The following is a 16293-nucleotide window of genomic DNA, read 5'->3' on the forward strand; positions in this document are numbered from 1 at the left end:
ATGGACGAAGGCCTGCGCTTCGCGATCCGCGAGGGCGGCCGTACGGTCGGCGCCGGCGTGGTGGCCAAGATCATCAAGTAAGGCCCCGGCGGTCCCGGCGACGGGTTCGCCGGACAGCGCGAAGGGCGGGCCGGAACCTCGGTCCGCCTTCGCCGTCTAAGGGAAGGTTGTAGCAAATCGATACGCCAGTAGCTCAATTGGCAGAGCAGCGGTCTCCAAAACCGCAGGTTGGGGGTTCGAGTCCCTCCTGGCGTGCCACTTCCTTCCCCGCGGAGTCCGGCTCTGCCGTGCTCCCCTCGAGCTAAAGAGCGACAACTGACTTGAACAGCAAGGTCGAACAATCCAAAGCCGGCACGCCCGCGGCCGACATCGCCAAGTACGTCCTGGCGCTCGCGCTGGTCGTGGGTGGTCTGGTCGCGTGGTGGTGGTTCAACGGGCAGTGGGCCACGCCGCTGCGTTCGCTGGCGGTGGTCGCGGGCCTGGTGCTGGGTGCGCTGGTGTTCCTGCAGACCGGCAAGGGGCGCGATACCCGCGAATTCCTCGCCGAGTCGCGTTTCGAGCTGCGCAAGGTGGTGTGGCCGACGCGCGAGGAAGCCACCCGGACGACCTGGGTGGTCATCGCCGTGGTGATCGTGCTCAGCCTGATCCTGGCCGGTTTCGACTTCGCCATCCAGGCGTTGATCGAGTGGTTCCTGAATTTTGGCCGTTGAGGAGAGTCGCTCAGTGAAGCGCTGGTATGTCGTCCATGCTTATTCCGGGTTCGAGAAGTCGGTGGCGCAGGCGTTGCGCGACCGCATCGTCCGCGATGGCATGCAGGAGAAGTTCGGCGATGTGCTGGTCCCGACCGAAGAGGTCGTGGAGATGCGCTCCGGCCAGAAGCGCCGTTCCGAGCGCAAGTTCTTCCCGGGTTATGTGCTGGTCCAGATCGATACCCATGACGAGGGTGGCATCCCGCGCATGGACAACGAGAGCTGGCACCTGGTGAAGGACACCTCCAAGGTGCTCGGCTTCATCGGCGGTACCGCCGATCGTCCGCTGCCGATCCGCGACGAAGAAGCGGCGGCCATCCTGGATCGCGTCCAGGAAGGCGTCGAGAAGCCCAAGCCCAAGGTCCTGTTCGAGCCGGGCGAGATGGTCCGCGTCACCGACGGCCCGTTCAACGACTTCAACGGCGTGGTCGAGGAAGTCAATTACGAAAAGAGCCGCCTGCGCGTGGCGGTGCTGATTTTCGGCCGCTCCACCCCGGTGGAGCTGGAGTTCGGCCAGGTCGAGAAGGCCTGAGCCGGTCGGCAGGGGCGCCCAGGCGGCCTTGCCGAAAGCCTGATATACTGCGCGGCTCCCTGAACGGCTGAGCCGGCGGGGGCCATGGCCGCCTTCGGGCGGCCGTCGGCGCATTCGAGATACGCGATGCCGGGACGCGTGATTTTCCCGGTCCGATGGGGAGCCTTCACAGGCGCTAGCACCCGGAGAGTACTCACATGGCAAAGAAAGTTGTCGGTTACATCAAGCTGCAGGTGAAGGCCGGTCAGGCCAACCCCTCGCCGCCGGTCGGTCCTGCGCTGGGTCAGCGCGGCCTGAACATCATGGAGTTCTGCAAGGCGTTCAACGCCGCCACGCAGAAGCTGGAGCCGGGCCTGCCGATTCCGGTGGTCATCACGGCCTATTCCGACCGTACGTTCACCTTCATCACCAAGACGCCGCCGGCGACGATCCTGCTGAAGAAGGCCGTCGGCATCACGTCCGGCTCCAAGCGCCCGAACACCGAGAAGGTGGGCAAGGTCACCCGCAAGCAGCTCGAGGACATCGCCAAGGCGAAGGAACCCGACCTGACCGCGGCCGACCTGGACGCGGCGGTGCGTACGATCGCGGGTTCGGCCCGCTCCATGGGCCTGACGGTAGAGGGTTAAGAGATGGCACAGAACAAGCGACAGAAGGCCATCCTGGCCGCCGTGACCCCCGGCAAGGCGTACGCCATCGACGAGGCCCTGAAGATCGTCAAGACCGCGGTCAAGGCCAAGTTCGTCGAGTCCGTCGACGTGGCCGTGCGCCTGGGCGTGGATGCCAAGAAGTCCGACCAGCAGGTGCGCGGTTCCACCGTGCTGCCGGCCGGTACCGGCAAGTCGGTCCGCGTGGCGGTGTTCGCCCCGGCCGGCGCCAAGGCCGACGAAGCCGCCGCCGCTGGCGCCGAAGCCGTCGGCATGGACGACCTGGCCGAGAAGATGCTGGCCGGCGACATCAACTATGACGTGGTCATCGCCACGCCGGACGCGATGCGCGTGGTCGGCAAGCTGGGTACGGTCCTGGGTCCGCGCGGCCTGATGCCGAACCCGAAGGTCGGCACCGTGTCGCCGAACCCGGCCGAGGCGGTGAAGAACGCCAAGTCGGGCCAGGTGCGCTACCGCACCGACAAGGCCGGCATCATCCACTGCACCATCGGCAAGGCCAGCTTCGACGACGAAGCGCTGAAGTCGAACCTGCAGGCGCTGCTGATCGACCTGGTGAAGGCCAAGCCGGCCACCTCGAAGGGCCAGTACCTGCAGAAGATCTCGGTCAGCTCGACCATGGGCCCCGGCGTCACCGTCGACCAGTCCTCGCTGTCCCTGAAGTGACGCGCCGGCGCGCTCGCGCATCGCGCGAGCGCCTTTGCCGGTGTGTCATCCCCGCGAAGGCGGGGATCCAGTGACTCGAAGTCTGAGTCAACTGGAAGAAAGCAAAGTCGCTGGGTTCCCGCCTTCGCGGGAACGACGGCAAAAATTTTGAGGGCAGTCGCCCAGGCCGGGATGCCGGTGCAAGCGACAGCCGTCAAAGACCGCAGGTGCGGTCAGCGCGCAACGACGACGGGCAGGGAAGCTCGTGCTGGCAGGGAATCGCCGTCGTGGCTAGCGGGATCGCTTAATCCATTCCCCCGGGAATGCGCCTGCGCAGATGGTGCCGCCTTCTGGAAGTTTTCTGGAGCACGACCGCAAGGTCGCCAGTCAGACAGGCCACCGACGGGACCTCCGTGTCCCCGGTACCCACGGACGGGTGCCGTCCAGGACCGCAAGCGGCAGGAGTCGCGAGCGGAGTCAATAAGTGAGGAGTGTATGGCTCTCAATCTGTCCCAGAAGCAAGAAGTAGTCGCCGAGCTGGCAGACGTCGCCGCCAAGGCGCACTCCCTGGTCGCCGCCGAATACGCAGGCACCACGGTCAGTCAGATGACCGCGATGCGCAAGAAGGCCCGCGAGACCGGCGTGTACTTGAAGGTTGTCAAGAACACGCTGGCCGTGCGTGCCGTGGCCGGTACCGAGTTCGAGGTTGTCCAGGACAAGCTCGTCGGTCCGCTGCTGTATGCGTTTTCGACCGAGGAGCCCGGCGCTGCCGGTCGCCTGATCAAGGAATTCGCCAAGGGTAACGACAAGCTGCAGCCGAAGGTCGTCTCCGTGGGTGGCCAGCTGTATCCGGCCAGCCATGTGGAAGTCCTAGCGTCGCTGCCGACCCGCGACCAGGCCCTGGCCATGCTGGCCCGTGTGCTGGCCGAACCGGCCTCGATGTTCGCCCGCGCCGTCAAGGCCGTGGCCGACAAGCAAGGTGGTGGCGAAGCGCCGGCGGAAGCCGCCGCCGAAGCCCCGGCCGAAGCCTGATCCGACGTCTTCTACGGTTCTACGAACCCTAATCCCAGATAATTTCCAAAGGTAAACACAATGTCCCTTTCCAACGAACAGATCGTCGACGCCATCGCCGGCAAGACCCTGATGGAAGTGATGGAGCTGGTCAAGGCCATCGAAGAGAAGTTCGGCGTCTCCGCCGCCGCCCCGGTCGTCGCCGCTGCCGGCCCGGCCGCTGCCGCCGCCCCGGTCGAAGAGCAGACCGAGTTCACCATCGTCCTGAAGGACGCCGGTGCGAAGAAGGTCGACGTCATCAAGGCCGTCCGCGCCATCACGGGCCTGGGCCTGAAGGAAGCCAAGGACCTCACCGAGGCCGGCGGTGTCCTGAAGGAAGGCGTGTCGAAGGAAGATGCCGAGAAGTTCAAGAAGGACCTCGAAGCCGCTGGTGCGAGCGTCGAAGTCAAGTAAGCCGTATCCGTCGCCGGTCCACTCAGGCGACAACCCGAGGCCGGGGGCGAAAGCCCCTGGCCTTCGGTCGTTTCAAGACGTAGCGATGTAAATGCGAGTTTGTAGTTGGAAGTAGCAGCAGAGGGCGTGCTGGTGCCGGCAATACCAGCGACTTCCAACTGAAAATTCCCCCGTTCGAAAGAATGTCCCCCGTGCGGTCGCGGACGCGCGCCCCACGCTGCCAAAGGCACAGTCACATGACGACATATTCGTTCACCGAAAAGAAGCGCATCCGCAAGGACTTCGGCAAGCAGCGCTCGATCCTCGAAGTCCCGTTCCTGCTGGCCATCCAGGTCGACTCCTACCGCGAATTCCTGCAGGAGCATGCCGATCCCGCCAAGCGCGAGGACCGTGGCCTGCACGCCGCGCTGAAGTCGGTCTTCCCGATCGCCAGCTACAGCGGCAACGCCGCGCTGGAATACGTCGGCTACAAGCTGGGCGAGCCGGTGTTCGACGAGCGCGAGTGCCGCAACCGCGGCCTGAGCTACGGCGCCCCGCTGCGCGTGACCGTGCGCCTGGTGATCTACGACCGCGAGTCGTCCACCAAGGCCATCAAGTACGTGAAGGAGCAGGAGGTCTACCTGGGCGAGATTCCGCTCATGACCGACAACGGCACCTTCATCGTCAACGGCACCGAGCGCGTCATCGTCTCGCAGCTGCACCGTTCGCCGGGCGTGTTCTTCGACCACGACCGCGGCAAGACGCACAGCTCGGGCAAGCTGCTGTACAGCGCCCGCATCATTCCCTACCGCGGCTCGTGGCTGGACTTCGAGTTCGACCCGAAGGATGCGCTGTTCACCCGTATCGACCGCCGCCGCAAGCTGCCGGTCTCGATCCTGCTGCGCGCCCTGGGCTACTCCAACGAGGAGATGCTCAACGAGTTCTTCGACGTCAACACGTTCCACATCCTGCCCGAAGGCGTGCAGCTGGAACTGGTCGCCGAGCGCCTGCGCGGCGAGACGCTGAACTTCGACCTGGCCGACGGCGACAAGGTCATCGTCGAAGCCGGCAAGCGCATCACCGCGCGCCACGTGAAGCAGCTGGAGCAGTCGGGCATCGCCGCCCTGGCCGTGCCGGACGAATACCTGGTGGGCCGCATCCTGTCGCACGACGTGATCGACGCCAACACCGGCGAGCTGCTGGCCGCCGCCAACGACGAGATCACCGACGACCAGCTGGCCAAGTTCCGCAAGGCTGGCGTGGATGCCGTGGGCACGCTGTGGGTCAACGACCTGGACCGCGGCCCGTACCTGTCCAACACCCTGCGCATCGACCCGACCAAGACCCAGCTGGAAGCGTTGGTCGAGATCTACCGCATGATGCGTCCCGGCGAACCGCCGACCAAGGACGCCGCGCAGAACCTGTTCCACAACCTGTTCTTCACCTTCGAGCGCTACGACCTGTCGAACGTCGGTCGCATGAAGTTCAACCGTCGCGTGGGCCGCAAGGAAACCACCGGCGAAGCCGTGCTGTACGACAAGAAGTACTTCGGCGCGCGCAACGATGAAGAAGCCAAGCGCCTGGTCGCCAGCCTGGGCGAGACCTCGGACATCCTGGACGTCATCAAGGTCTTGACCGAGATCCGCAACGGCCGCGGCACCGTCGACGACATCGATCACCTGGGCAACCGCCGCGTGCGTTCGGTCGGCGAAATGGCCGAGAACGTCTTCCGCGTGGGCCTGGTCCGCGTCGAGCGCGCCGTGAAGGAGCGCCTGTCGATGGCCGAGTCCGAGGGCCTGACCCCGCAGGAACTGATCAACGCCAAGCCGGTGGCGGCCGCGATCAAGGAGTTCTTCGGCTCCTCGCAGCTGTCCCAGTTCATGGACCAGAACAACCCGCTGTCGGAAGTCACGCACAAGCGTCGCGTCTCGGCCCTCGGCCCGGGCGGCCTGACCCGCGAGCGTGCCGGCTTCGAAGTCCGCGACGTGCACCCGACCCATTACGGCCGCGTCTGCACCATCGAGACGCCGGAAGGCCCGAACATCGGCCTGATCAACTCGCTGGCCGTGTATGCGCGCACCAACAGCTACGGCTTCCTCGAGACGCCGTACCGCAAGGTCGTGGACGGCGTGATCACCGACGAGATCGAGTACCTGTCGGCGATCGAGGAGAACGAGTACGTCATCGCGCAGGCCAACGCGCTGCACGACGCCAAGAGCCGCCTGACCGAACAGTTCGTGCCGTGCCGCTACCAGGGCGAATCGCTGCTGAAGCCGCCGAGCGAAGTGCACTACATGGACGTCTCGCCGATGCAGACCGTGTCGGTCGCGGCGGCGCTGGTGCCGTTCCTGGAGCACGACGACGCCAACCGCGCACTGATGGGCGCCAACATGCAGCGCCAGGCCGTGCCGACGCTGCGTGCGCAGAAGCCGCTGGTCGGTACCGGCATCGAGCGCGCCGTGGCGCGCGACTCGGGCGTGACCGTGAACGCCCGTCGTGGCGGCGTGGTCGAGCAGATCGACGCCGGCCGCATCGTGGTGAAGGTCAACGAGAGCGAGATCTCCGGCGAAACCGATGCCGGCGTCGACATCTACTCGTTGATCAAGTACACGCGCTCCAACCAGAACACCTGCATCAACCAGCGTCCGCTGGTGAACGTGGGCGACGTGGTGGCGCGCGGCGACGTGCTGGCCGACGGTCCGTCGACCGACATCGGCGAGCTGGCGCTGGGCCAGAACATGCTGATCGCGTTCATGCCGTGGAACGGCTACAACTTCGAAGACTCCATCCTGCTCTCCGAGCGCGTGGTGGAAGAGGATCGCTACACCACGATCCACATCGAAGAGCTGACCTGCGTCGCGCGCGACACCAAGCTGGGGCCGGAAGAGATCTCCGCCGACATCCCGAACGTCTCCGAGCAGGCGCTGAACCGCCTGGACGAGAGCGGCGTGGTGTACATCGGTGCCGAAGTGCGCGCCGGCGACATCATGGTCGGCAAGGTCACGCCCAAGGGCGAAAGCCAGCTGACCCCGGAAGAGAAGCTGCTGCGCGCGATCTTCGGCGAGAAGGCCTCGGACGTGAAGGACAGCTCGCTGCGCGTGCCCCCGGGCATGGACGGCACCGTCATCGACGTGCAGGTCTTCACCCGCGACGGCATCGAGAAGGACAAGCGCGCGCGCCAGATCGAGGAGAACGAGATCAAGCGCGTCAAGAAGGACTTCGACGACCAGTTCCGCATCCTGGAAGGCGCCATCTACGCCCGCCTGCGTTCGCAGCTGGTCGGCAAGGTGGCCAACGGCGGTCCGGCAGGCCTGAAGAAGGGCGACGCGATCACCGACGCGTACCTGGACGGGCTGAAGAAGTCCGAGTGGTTCACCCTGCGCATGAAGGACGATGACGCCTCCGACGCCATCGAGCGCGCCCAGATGCAGATCCAGGCGCACGAGAAGGAGTTCGAGCGCCGCTTCGCCGACAAGCGCGGCAAGATCACCGCCGGCGACGACCTGGCCCCGGGCGTGCTGAAGATGGTCAAGGTGTACCTGGCCGTGAAGCGCCGTATCCAGCCGGGCGACAAGATGGCCGGCCGTCATGGCAACAAGGGCGTCGTGTCGACCATCGTGCCGGTCGAGGACATGCCTTACATGGCCAACGGCGAGACGGTGGACATCGTGCTGAACCCGCTGGGCGTGCCGTCGCGTATGAACATCGGCCAGGTGCTGGAAGTCCACCTGGGCTGGGCCGCGAAGGGACTGGGCAAGAAGATCCAGAACATGCTGGAAGCCCAGGCCAAGGTCGCCGACCTGCGCAAGTTCCTGACCCAGATCTACAACCACGACCAGAAGCTGGGCGAGGACCGCGTGGACCTGGACCAGTTCAGCGATGCCGAACTGATCGCGCTGGCCAAGAACCTGACCGACGGCGTGCCGATGGCCACCCCGGTGTTCGACGGCGCGGCGGAAACCGAGATCAAGCACATGCTCGAGCTCGCGGACCTGCCGATCAGCGGCCAGACCCAGCTGTACGACGGCCGCACCGGCGAGGCGTTCGACCGCCACACCACGGTCGGCTACATGCACATGCTGAAGCTGAACCACCTGGTGGACGACAAGATGCACGCGCGTTCCACCGGTCCGTACTCGCTCGTCACTCAGCAGCCGCTGGGCGGCAAGGCGCAGTTCGGCGGCCAGCGCTTCGGTGAAATGGAAGTCTGGGCGCTGGAAGCCTACGGCGCGGCGCACACCCTGCAGGAAATGCTGACGGTCAAGTCGGACGACGTGCAGGGCCGCAACCAGATGTACAAGAACATCGTCGATGGCGCCCACGAGATGGTCGCGGGCATGCCGGAATCCTTCAACGTGCTGGTGAAGGAAATCCGCTCGCTCGCCATCAACATGGAACTGGAAGACTGATCGCGACGCGCGGGCGCTTCCCTGCGCCCGCGTTGCGAAACACGTCATCCCGCCCCCGACAAAGATTCCTCCTGACGGAGAAACAAAATGAAAGACCTGCTCAACCTCTTCAACCAGCAGCGCCAGACGCTGGACTTCGACGCGATCAAGATCGCGCTGGCTTCGCCGGACCTGATCCGTTCGTGGTCCTTCGGCGAAGTCAAGAAGCCGGAAACCATCAACTACCGGACGTTCAAGCCCGAGCGCGACGGCCTGTTCTGCTCGGCCATCTTCGGCCCGATCAAGGACTACGAGTGCCTGTGCGGCAAGTACAAGCGCATGAAGCACCGCGGCGTGGTCTGCGAGAAGTGCGGCACGGAAGTGACGCTGGCCAAGGTGCGCCGTGAGCGCATGGGCCACATCGACCTGGCCAGCCCGGTCGCGCACATCTGGTTCCTGAAGTCGCTGCCGTCGCGCATCGGCCTGATGCTGGACATGACCCTGCGCGACATCGAGCGCGTGCTGTACTTCGAAGCCTATGTCGTCACCGAGCCGGGCCTGACCTCGCTCGAACGCCGCCAGCTGCTGACCGAAGAGCAGTTCATGCAGGCGCGCCAGGAACATGGCGACGACTTCGACGCCGCCATGGGCGCCGAGGCCGTCTACGACCTGCTGCGCACCATCGACCTGCAGGCCGAGATGGTGAACCTGCGCGAGGAAATCGCCAGCACCAACTCCGAGACCAAGCTCAAGCGCCTCACCAAGCGCATCAAGCTGATCGAGGCGTTCCTGGAGTCGGGCAACCGTCCTGAATGGATGGTCATGACCGTGCTGCCCGTGCTGCCGCCGGACCTGCGTCCGCTGGTGCCGCTGGATGGCGGCCGCTTCGCGACCTCCGACCTGAACGACCTGTACCGCCGCGTCATCAACCGCAACAACCGCCTGCGCCGCCTGCTGGAGCTCAACGCGCCCGACATCATCGTGCGCAACGAGAAGCGCATGCTGCAGGAGTCGGTGGACGCCCTGATGGACAACGGTCGCCGCGGCCGCGCCATCACCGGCACCAACAAGCGCCCGCTGAAGTCGCTGGCCGACATGATCAAGGGCAAGCAGGGCCGCTTCCGCCAGAACCTGCTGGGCAAGCGCGTCGACTACTCCGGCCGTTCGGTCATCGTGGTCGGCCCGACCCTGCGTCTGCACGAATGCGGCCTGCCGAAGAAGATGGCGCTGGAGCTGTTCAAGCCGTTCGTGTTCGCCAAGCTGCAGCGCCGCGGCCTGGCCACCACCATCAAGGCCGCCAAGAAGCTGGTCGAGCGCGAAGAAGCCGACGTCTGGGACATCCTGGAAGAGGTCATCCGCGAACACCCGGTGCTGCTGAACCGCGCGCCGACGCTGCACCGCCTGGGCATCCAGGCGTTCGAGCCGGTGCTGATCGAAGGCAAGGCCATCCAGCTGCACCCGCTGGTCTGTACGGCGTTCAACGCCGACTTCGACGGTGACCAGATGGCCGTGCACGTGCCGCTCTCGCTGGAAGCCCAGCTGGAAGCGCGCGCGCTGATGATGTCGTCCAACAACATCCTGTCGCCCGCCAACGGCGAGCCGATCATCGTGCCGTCGCAGGACGTCGTGCTGGGCCTGTACTACATGACCCGCGCGCTGGAGAACAAGAAGGGCGAGGGCATGGCGTTCGCAAACATCGCCGAGGTCAAGCGCGCCTACGACAACCGCGCCGTCGAGCTGCACGCCAAGGTCAAGGTCCGCATCAGCGGCACCGTGATCGACGAGGAAGGTGGCCGCAGCAAGCAGACCAGCATCGTGGACACCACGATCGGTCGCGCGCTGCTGGCCGAGATCCTGCCGGAAGGCCTGCCGTTCGCCCTGGTGAACACCGAGCTGAACAAGAAGGCCATCAGCCGCCTGATCAACTCCAGCTACCGCATGCTGGGCCTGAAGGACACGGTCGTGTTCGCCGACAAGCTGATGTACACCGGCTTCGCGTACGCCACGCGCGCCGGCGTCTCGATCGGCATCGACGACATGCTGATCCCGGCCGAGAAGAAGGGCATCCTGGGCGAAGCCGAGCAGGAAGTGCTGGAGATCCAGGAACAGTACCAGAGCGGTCTGGTCACCGCCGGCGAGCGCTACAACAAGGTGGTCGACATCTGGTCGCGCACCAACGAGCGCATCGCCAAGGCGATGATGGACACCATCGGCACCGACAAGGTGAAGAACGCCAAGGGCGAGACCATCAACGAGAAGTCGATGAACTCGCTCTACATCATGGCCGACTCCGGCGCCCGTGGTAGCCAGGCCCAGATCCGCCAGCTGGCCGGCATGCGCGGCCTGATGGCCCGCCCCGACGGCTCGATCATCGAGACGCCCATCAAGGCGAACTTCCGCGAAGGCCTGAACGTGCAGGAGTACTTCAACTCCACGCACGGTGCCCGCAAGGGCCTGGCCGATACCGCGCTGAAGACCGCGAACTCCGGTTACCTGACCCGTCGCCTGGTCGACGTGGCGCAGGACGTGGTGATCACCGAGGTCGACTGCGGCACGTCGGAAGGCCTGATGATGACCCCGATCGTGGAAGGCGGCGACGTGGTCGAGCCGCTGCGTGACCGCGTGCTGGGCCGCATCGTGGCCGAGGACGTGTTCCTGCCGGGCAACGACGAGGATCCGATCGTCACCCGCAACACGCTGCTGGACGAAGCCTGGGTGCAGAAGCTGGAAGACGCCGGCGTGCAGGCGCTGAAGGTGCGCTCCACCATCACCTGCGAGTCCGATTTCGGCGTCTGCGCCCACTGCTATGGCCGCGACCTGGCCCGTGGCCACATCGTCAACATCGGCGAAGCGGTCGGCGTCATCGCCGCGCAGTCGATCGGCGAGCCCGGCACCCAGCTGACCATGCGTACGTTCCACATCGGTGGTGCGGCATCGCGTGCGGCGGCGGTCGACAACATCACCGTCAAGACCACCGGCTCGATCAAGTTCAACAACCTGAAGTTCGTCGAACACGCTAACGGCAGCCTGGTCGCCGTCTCGCGTTCGGGTGAACTGTCGGTGCTCGACGGCCACGGCCGCGAGCGCGAGCGCTACAAGCTGCCCTACGGCGCCACCATCAACGTCAAGGACGGCGACCAGATCACCGCCGGCCAGGCCGTGGCGAACTGGGATCCGCACAACCACCCGATCGTGTCGGAAGTGGCCGGTTTCGTGCGCTTCGTCGACTTCGTCGACGGCGTCACCGTCATCGAGAAGACCGACGAACTGACCGGTCTGGCCTCGCGCGAGATCACCGATCCGAAGCGTCGCGGTTCGCAGGGCAAGGACCTGCGTCCGATCGTCCGCATCGTGGACAAGGACGGCAAGGACCTGAGCATTCCGGGGACCGACCTGCCGGCGCAGTACCTGCTGCCGCCGCGCTCGATCGTCAACCTGCAGGACGGCGCGCCCGTCGGCGTGGGCGACGTGGTCACCAAGGTGCCGCAGGAAGCGTCCAAGACGCGCGACATCACCGGCGGTCTGCCGCGCGTGGCCGACCTGTTCGAAGCCCGCAAGCCGAAGGACCCGGCCATCCTGGCCGAGCGTTCCGGCATCATCAGCTTCGGCAAGGACACCAAGGGCAAGCAGCGCCTGATCATCAAGGACACCGACGGTTCCGAGCACGAGGAGCTGATCCCGAAGTTCCGCCAGATCATCGTGTTCGAAGGCGAGCACGTGGCCAAGGGCGAAACCATCGTGGACGGCGAGCCGAGCCCGCAGGACATCCTGCGCCTGCTGGGCGTCGAGCCGCTGGCCGCCTACCTGGTGAAGGAAATCCAGGACGTGTACCGCCTGCAGGGCGTGAAGATCAACGACAAGCACATCGAGGTGATCACCCGCCAGATGCTGCGCAAGGTCGAGATCACCGATGCCGGCAACAGCAAGTTCCTGGCGGGCGAGCAGGTCGAGAAGCAGCGCGTGATCGAGGAGAACGCCAAGCTGGCAGCGCGTAACGAGCTGCCCGCCAAGTACGATCCCGTGCTGCTGGGCATCACCAAGGCGTCGCTGGCGACCGAATCGTTCATCTCCGCGGCCTCCTTCCAGGAGACCACCCGCGTGCTGACCGAGGCGGCTGTCCGTGGTACGCGCGATACCCTGCGCGGCCTGAAGGAGAACGTCATCGTCGGTCGCCTGATCCCGGCCGGCACCGGTCTGGCGTATCACAACCAGCGCCGCCGCAATGCCTCCGGTCTGACCGAGGCCGAGGTCGACGCCCTTTCCGGCGTCGTCAGCGAGCCGGTCGCTCCGGCGGCCGTGGCCTCGGACGAGGCGGGCGAGGAGTCCAGCGCCAGCTAAATCGGTACCACCCGACGGCCCCCGGGCCGTCCCAGACCACGAAAAGAGGCGCAGGACGCGCCTCGTTTTCGGCCCAGGAAGGGCGGGATCGCAGTCAGTTGGCAGGCACCCACCCCCGTCGCGTTGACGGTAGGGCGGGTGGCCGGCTATACTTTTCCGTCTAGGTGGGCCGTCTTGCGGCCTGCCTTCGTTTTCATGTCAAACAAGGCTCCGGCCTTCACACGAAGAATCCACTATGGCAACCGTCAATCAGCTGGTCCGCAAGCCGCGGCAGGCCCCCACGTACAAGAGCCAGTCGCCCGCGCTGGACAACTGCCCGCAGCGTCGCGGCGTGTGCACCCGTGTCTATACGACCACCCCGAAGAAGCCGAACTCGGCCCTGCGCAAGGTCGCCAAGGTGCGCCTGACCAACCAGGAAGAGATCATCAGCTACATCGGCGGCGAAGGCCACAACCTGCAGGAGCACTCCGTGGTGCTCGTGCGCGGCGGTCGCGTGAAGGACCTGCCGGGCGTGCGTTACCACACCGTGCGCGGCTCGCTGGACGCCTCGGGCGTCGCCAAGCGCCGTCAGGGCCGTTCCAAGTACGGCGCCAAGCGTCCCAAGGCTTAAGGAATAAACGAACATGTCGCGCAAAGGCTCTGCCCCCCAACGTGAAATCCTGCCGGACCCCAAGCACGGCAGCCAGACGATCGCCCGCTTCATCAACATGGTGATGCTGAGCGGCAAGAAGTCCGTCGCCGAGAAGATCGTCTACGGCGCCATGGACGTGATCGGCGAGAAGAACCCGAACGCCCTGGAACTGGTCGAGAAGGCGCTGGACAACGTCTCTCCGGCCGTCGAGGTGAAGTCCCGCCGCGTCGGCGGCGCCACCTACCAGGTGCCGGTCGAAGTGCGTTCCTCGCGTCGCATGGCGCTGGCGATGCGCTGGCTGATCGAGTCCGCCCGCAAGCGCGGCGAGAACTCCATGCCGCGCAAGCTGGCCGCCGAACTGCTGGATGCTTCCGAGAACCGCGGCGGCGCCATCAAGAAGCGTGAAGAGACCCACCGCATGGCGGAAGCGAACAAGGCGTTCGCGCACTACCGCTGGTAACGGCCTGCGGGCCCTTGCGATCAAGGGCCCTCGGCACCATCTAGGTGCCCCTGGGACGCGCTCCGGCGTCCCGATCCCGAAGGCCGCCGAAAGGCGGCATTCGGCCATCTGAAGATCCGCCCTCCACGGAAGGCCACGGCATCCCGCCGGCCCTCCATCAGAAAAGAGAGACTGTCGTGGCTCGCACCACTCCCATCGAGCGTTACCGCAACTTCGGCATCATGGCGCACATCGACGCCGGCAAGACCACCACGTCCGAGCGCATCCTGTTCTACACCGGCAAGAGCCACAAGATCGGTGAAGTGCACGACGGTGCCGCGACCATGGACTGGATGGAGCAGGAGCAGGAGCGTGGCATCACGATCCAGTCCGCCGCCACCACCGCGTTCTGGAAGGGTATGGACAAGTCCATGCCGGAGCACCGCTTCAACATCATCGACACCCCCGGGCACGTCGACTTCACCATCGAAGTGGAGCGCTCGCTGCGCGTACTCGACGGCGCGGTGTTCGTCCTGTGTGCCGTGGGCGGCGTGCAGCCGCAGTCCGAGACCGTGTGGCGCCAGGCCAACAAGTACCACGTTCCGCGCATCGCGTTCGTCAACAAGATGGACCGGACGGGCGCCAACTTCTTCAAGGTCCGTGACCAGCTGAAGTCGCGTCTGGGCGCCTCGCCGGTGCCGATGCAGGTGCCGATCGGTGCCGAGGATGGTTTTGTCGGCGTGGTCGACCTGGTCAAGATGAAGGCCATCGCGTGGGACGACAAGACCCAGGGCATGACCTTCGAGTACCGCGACATCCCGGCTGACCTGCAGTCCGTGGCGGAGGAGGCTCGTGCGTTCATGGTCGAGTCGGCCGCCGAGGCCAATGAAGAGCTGATGGACAAGTACCTGGGTGGCGAGGAGCTGACCGAGGACGAGATCTATTCCGCGCTGCGTGCCCGTACGCTGAAGACCGAGATCGTGCCGATGTTCTGCGGCTCGGCATTCAAGAATAAGGGCGTGCAGGCCATGCTGGACGGCGTGGTCAAGCTGCTGCCGTCGCCGGTGGACGTGCCGGCGGTGAAGGGCACCGACGTGGATGACGAATCCAAGGAGCTGACCCGCGATTCCAGCGACAAGGCGCCTTTCTCGGCGTTGGCCTTCAAGATCATGACCGATCCGTTCGTCGGCTCGCTCACCTTCTTCCGCGTGTATTCGGGAACGCTGAATGCCGGCGATCAGGTTTTCAACTCGGTCAAGGGCAAGAAGGAGCGCATCGGTCGTCTGTTGCAGATGCACTCCAACAACCGTGACGAGATCAAGGAAGTGCTGGCCGGCGATATCGCGGCTGCCGTGGGCCTGAAGGACGTCACCACCGGTGACACCCTGTGTGCCCAGGACGCCCCAATCATCCTCGAGCGCATGAGCTTCCCGGAGCCGGTCATCTCGATGGCCGTGGAACCGAAGACCAAGTCCGACCAGGAGAAGATGGGTTTGGCGCTGGGCCGTCTGGCGCAGGAAGATCCCTCGTTCCGCGTCCGTACCGACGAGGAATCGGGTCAGACCATCATCTCGGGCATGGGCGAGCTGCACCTGGACATCATCGTTGACCGCATGAAGCGCGAGTTCAACGTGGAGGCCAACGTCGGCAAGCCGCAGGTGGCCTATCGCGAGACGATCCGCAAGGCGATCAAGCAGGAAGGCAAGTTCGTGCGCCAGTCGGGCGGTCGCGGCCAGTACGGCCACATCGTCATCGAGATGTCGCCGGTCGAGCGCGGCGTGGGCTTCTCGTACGAGAGCGCCATCGTGGGCGGTGTTGTGCCGAAGGAATACGTCGCAGCGGCGGGCAAGGGCATCGAAGAAGCCATGAAGAGCGGTCCGCTGGCCGGCTTCCCGGTCGTCGACATCGCCATCAAGGCCGTGGACGGCTCCTTCCATGACGTCGACTCCAACGAAATGGCGTTCAAGGTCGCCGGCTCGATGGCGTTCAAGGAAGCCTTCAGCAAGGCCCAGCCGGTCCTGCTGGAGCCGATCATGAAGGTCGAGATCGTCACCCCGGAAGACTATCTGGGCGACGTGATGGGCGACGTGAGCCGTCGTCGCGGCATCCTGCAGGGTCAGGACGACAGTCCGTCCGGCAAGGTGATCAACGCGATGGTGCCGCTGGGCGAAATGTTCGGCTACGCCACCACGCTGCGTTCGATGTCGCAGGGTCGCGCCACGTTCTCGATGGAATTCGACCATTACGCGGAAGCGCCGGCCAACATCGCCGACGCGGTCGTCAAGAAGAACTAAGAGTAGGGGGCCGGGCATCGCGGGTGCGATGCCCGGCGCTCCCGTCATGAATCACGCATAACAAGGTAGAAGACAATGGCAAAGGGTAAATTCGAACGCACCAAGCCGCACGTGAACGTGGGCACGATTGGCCACGTTGACCACGGCAAGACGACGCTGACGGCGGCGCTGA

At 65.3% G+C, this 16293-nt stretch carries 13 protein-coding genes and 1 tRNA gene; all 14 read left to right on the top strand.

Annotated elements, in window-relative coordinates:
* Positions 1 to 81: hypothetical protein (locus ACRWK7_RS19965; protein WP_080585530.1), on the top strand; the 81-nt coding region annotated here is incomplete at its 5' end.
* Between the two features lie 101 nt (positions 82 to 182).
* Positions 183 to 258 (top strand) — tRNA-Trp (locus ACRWK7_RS19970).
* A 62-nt stretch (positions 259 to 320) separates the two neighbouring features.
* Positions 321 to 710, top strand: coding sequence for a preprotein translocase subunit SecE (gene secE, locus ACRWK7_RS19975; RefSeq protein ID WP_162109801.1), 390 nt, complete (start codon positions 321 to 323; stop codon positions 708 to 710).
* A gap of 13 nt (positions 711 to 723) precedes the next feature.
* Positions 724 to 1281 (top strand): transcription termination/antitermination protein NusG, encoded by a 558-nt coding sequence (gene nusG, locus ACRWK7_RS19980; RefSeq protein WP_431858035.1) that lies wholly within the window; start codon positions 724 to 726, stop codon positions 1279 to 1281.
* Between the two features lie 197 nt (positions 1282 to 1478).
* Entirely contained in the window at positions 1479 to 1907 is a 429-nt protein-coding gene (gene rplK / locus ACRWK7_RS19985; RefSeq protein ID WP_162109799.1) for a 50S ribosomal protein L11, read from the top strand.
* Between the two features lie 3 nt (positions 1908 to 1910).
* Complete coding sequence (gene rplA / locus ACRWK7_RS19990; RefSeq protein WP_162109798.1) at positions 1911 to 2609, top strand: 50S ribosomal protein L1; 699 nt, start codon at positions 1911 to 1913, stop codon at positions 2607 to 2609.
* Between the two features lie 474 nt (positions 2610 to 3083).
* Positions 3084 to 3620 (top strand): 50S ribosomal protein L10, encoded by a 537-nt coding sequence (gene rplJ / locus ACRWK7_RS19995; RefSeq protein ID WP_093487379.1) that lies wholly within the window; start codon positions 3084 to 3086, stop codon positions 3618 to 3620.
* Positions 3621 to 3680: 60 nt separating this feature from the next.
* Positions 3681 to 4052: a 50S ribosomal protein L7/L12 gene (gene rplL, locus ACRWK7_RS20000; protein ID WP_142126299.1), complete on the top strand. Its 372-nt coding sequence runs from the start codon at positions 3681 to 3683 to the stop codon at positions 4050 to 4052.
* A 236-nt stretch (positions 4053 to 4288) separates the two neighbouring features.
* Positions 4289 to 8440: a DNA-directed RNA polymerase subunit beta gene (gene rpoB / locus ACRWK7_RS20005; RefSeq protein ID WP_185895429.1), complete on the top strand. Its 4152-nt coding sequence runs from the start codon at positions 4289 to 4291 to the stop codon at positions 8438 to 8440.
* Positions 8441 to 8527: 87 nt separating this feature from the next.
* Positions 8528 to 12757: a DNA-directed RNA polymerase subunit beta' gene (gene rpoC, locus ACRWK7_RS20010; RefSeq protein ID WP_185895430.1), complete on the top strand. Its 4230-nt coding sequence runs from the start codon at positions 8528 to 8530 to the stop codon at positions 12755 to 12757.
* A gap of 235 nt (positions 12758 to 12992) precedes the next feature.
* Entirely contained in the window at positions 12993 to 13367 is a 375-nt protein-coding gene (gene rpsL, locus ACRWK7_RS20015; RefSeq protein ID WP_055945224.1) for a 30S ribosomal protein S12, read from the top strand.
* A gap of 13 nt (positions 13368 to 13380) precedes the next feature.
* The gene (rpsG, locus tag ACRWK7_RS20020) at positions 13381 to 13848 is read left to right on the top strand and encodes a 30S ribosomal protein S7 (RefSeq protein ID WP_056879074.1); all 468 of its coding nucleotides are present in this window, start codon (positions 13381 to 13383) and stop codon (positions 13846 to 13848) included.
* 176 nt (positions 13849 to 14024) lie between these two features.
* The gene (gene fusA / locus ACRWK7_RS20025) at positions 14025 to 16121 is read left to right on the top strand and encodes an elongation factor G (protein ID WP_185895431.1); all 2097 of its coding nucleotides are present in this window, start codon (positions 14025 to 14027) and stop codon (positions 16119 to 16121) included.
* 75 nt (positions 16122 to 16196) lie between these two features.
* A partial coding sequence (locus ACRWK7_RS20030) for a GTP-binding protein (protein WP_038054197.1) occupies positions 16197 to 16293 on the top strand: 97 nt, incomplete at its 3' end.

Source organism: Azospirillum sp. (assembly GCF_050789165.1).

Bases quoted from the DNA above. Each gene is read 5' to 3' on its own strand.
- rplK (WP_162109799.1), top strand. From the start codon at position 1,479: ATGGCAAAGAAAGTTGTCGGTTACATCAAGCTGCAGGTGAAGGCCGGT.
- rplA (WP_162109798.1), top strand. From the start codon at position 1,911: ATGGCACAGAACAAGCGACAGAAGGCCATCCTGGCCGCCGTGACCCCC.
- rplJ (WP_093487379.1), top strand. From the start codon at position 3,084: ATGGCTCTCAATCTGTCCCAGAAGCAAGAAGTAGTCGCCGAGCTGGCA.
- rplL (WP_142126299.1), top strand. From the start codon at position 3,681: ATGTCCCTTTCCAACGAACAGATCGTCGACGCCATCGCCGGCAAGACC.
- rpoB (WP_185895429.1), top strand. From the start codon at position 4,289: ATGACGACATATTCGTTCACCGAAAAGAAGCGCATCCGCAAGGACTTC.
- rpoC (WP_185895430.1), top strand. From the start codon at position 8,528: ATGAAAGACCTGCTCAACCTCTTCAACCAGCAGCGCCAGACGCTGGAC.
- rpsL (WP_055945224.1), top strand. From the start codon at position 12,993: ATGGCAACCGTCAATCAGCTGGTCCGCAAGCCGCGGCAGGCCCCCACG.
- rpsG (WP_056879074.1), top strand. From the start codon at position 13,381: ATGTCGCGCAAAGGCTCTGCCCCCCAACGTGAAATCCTGCCGGACCCC.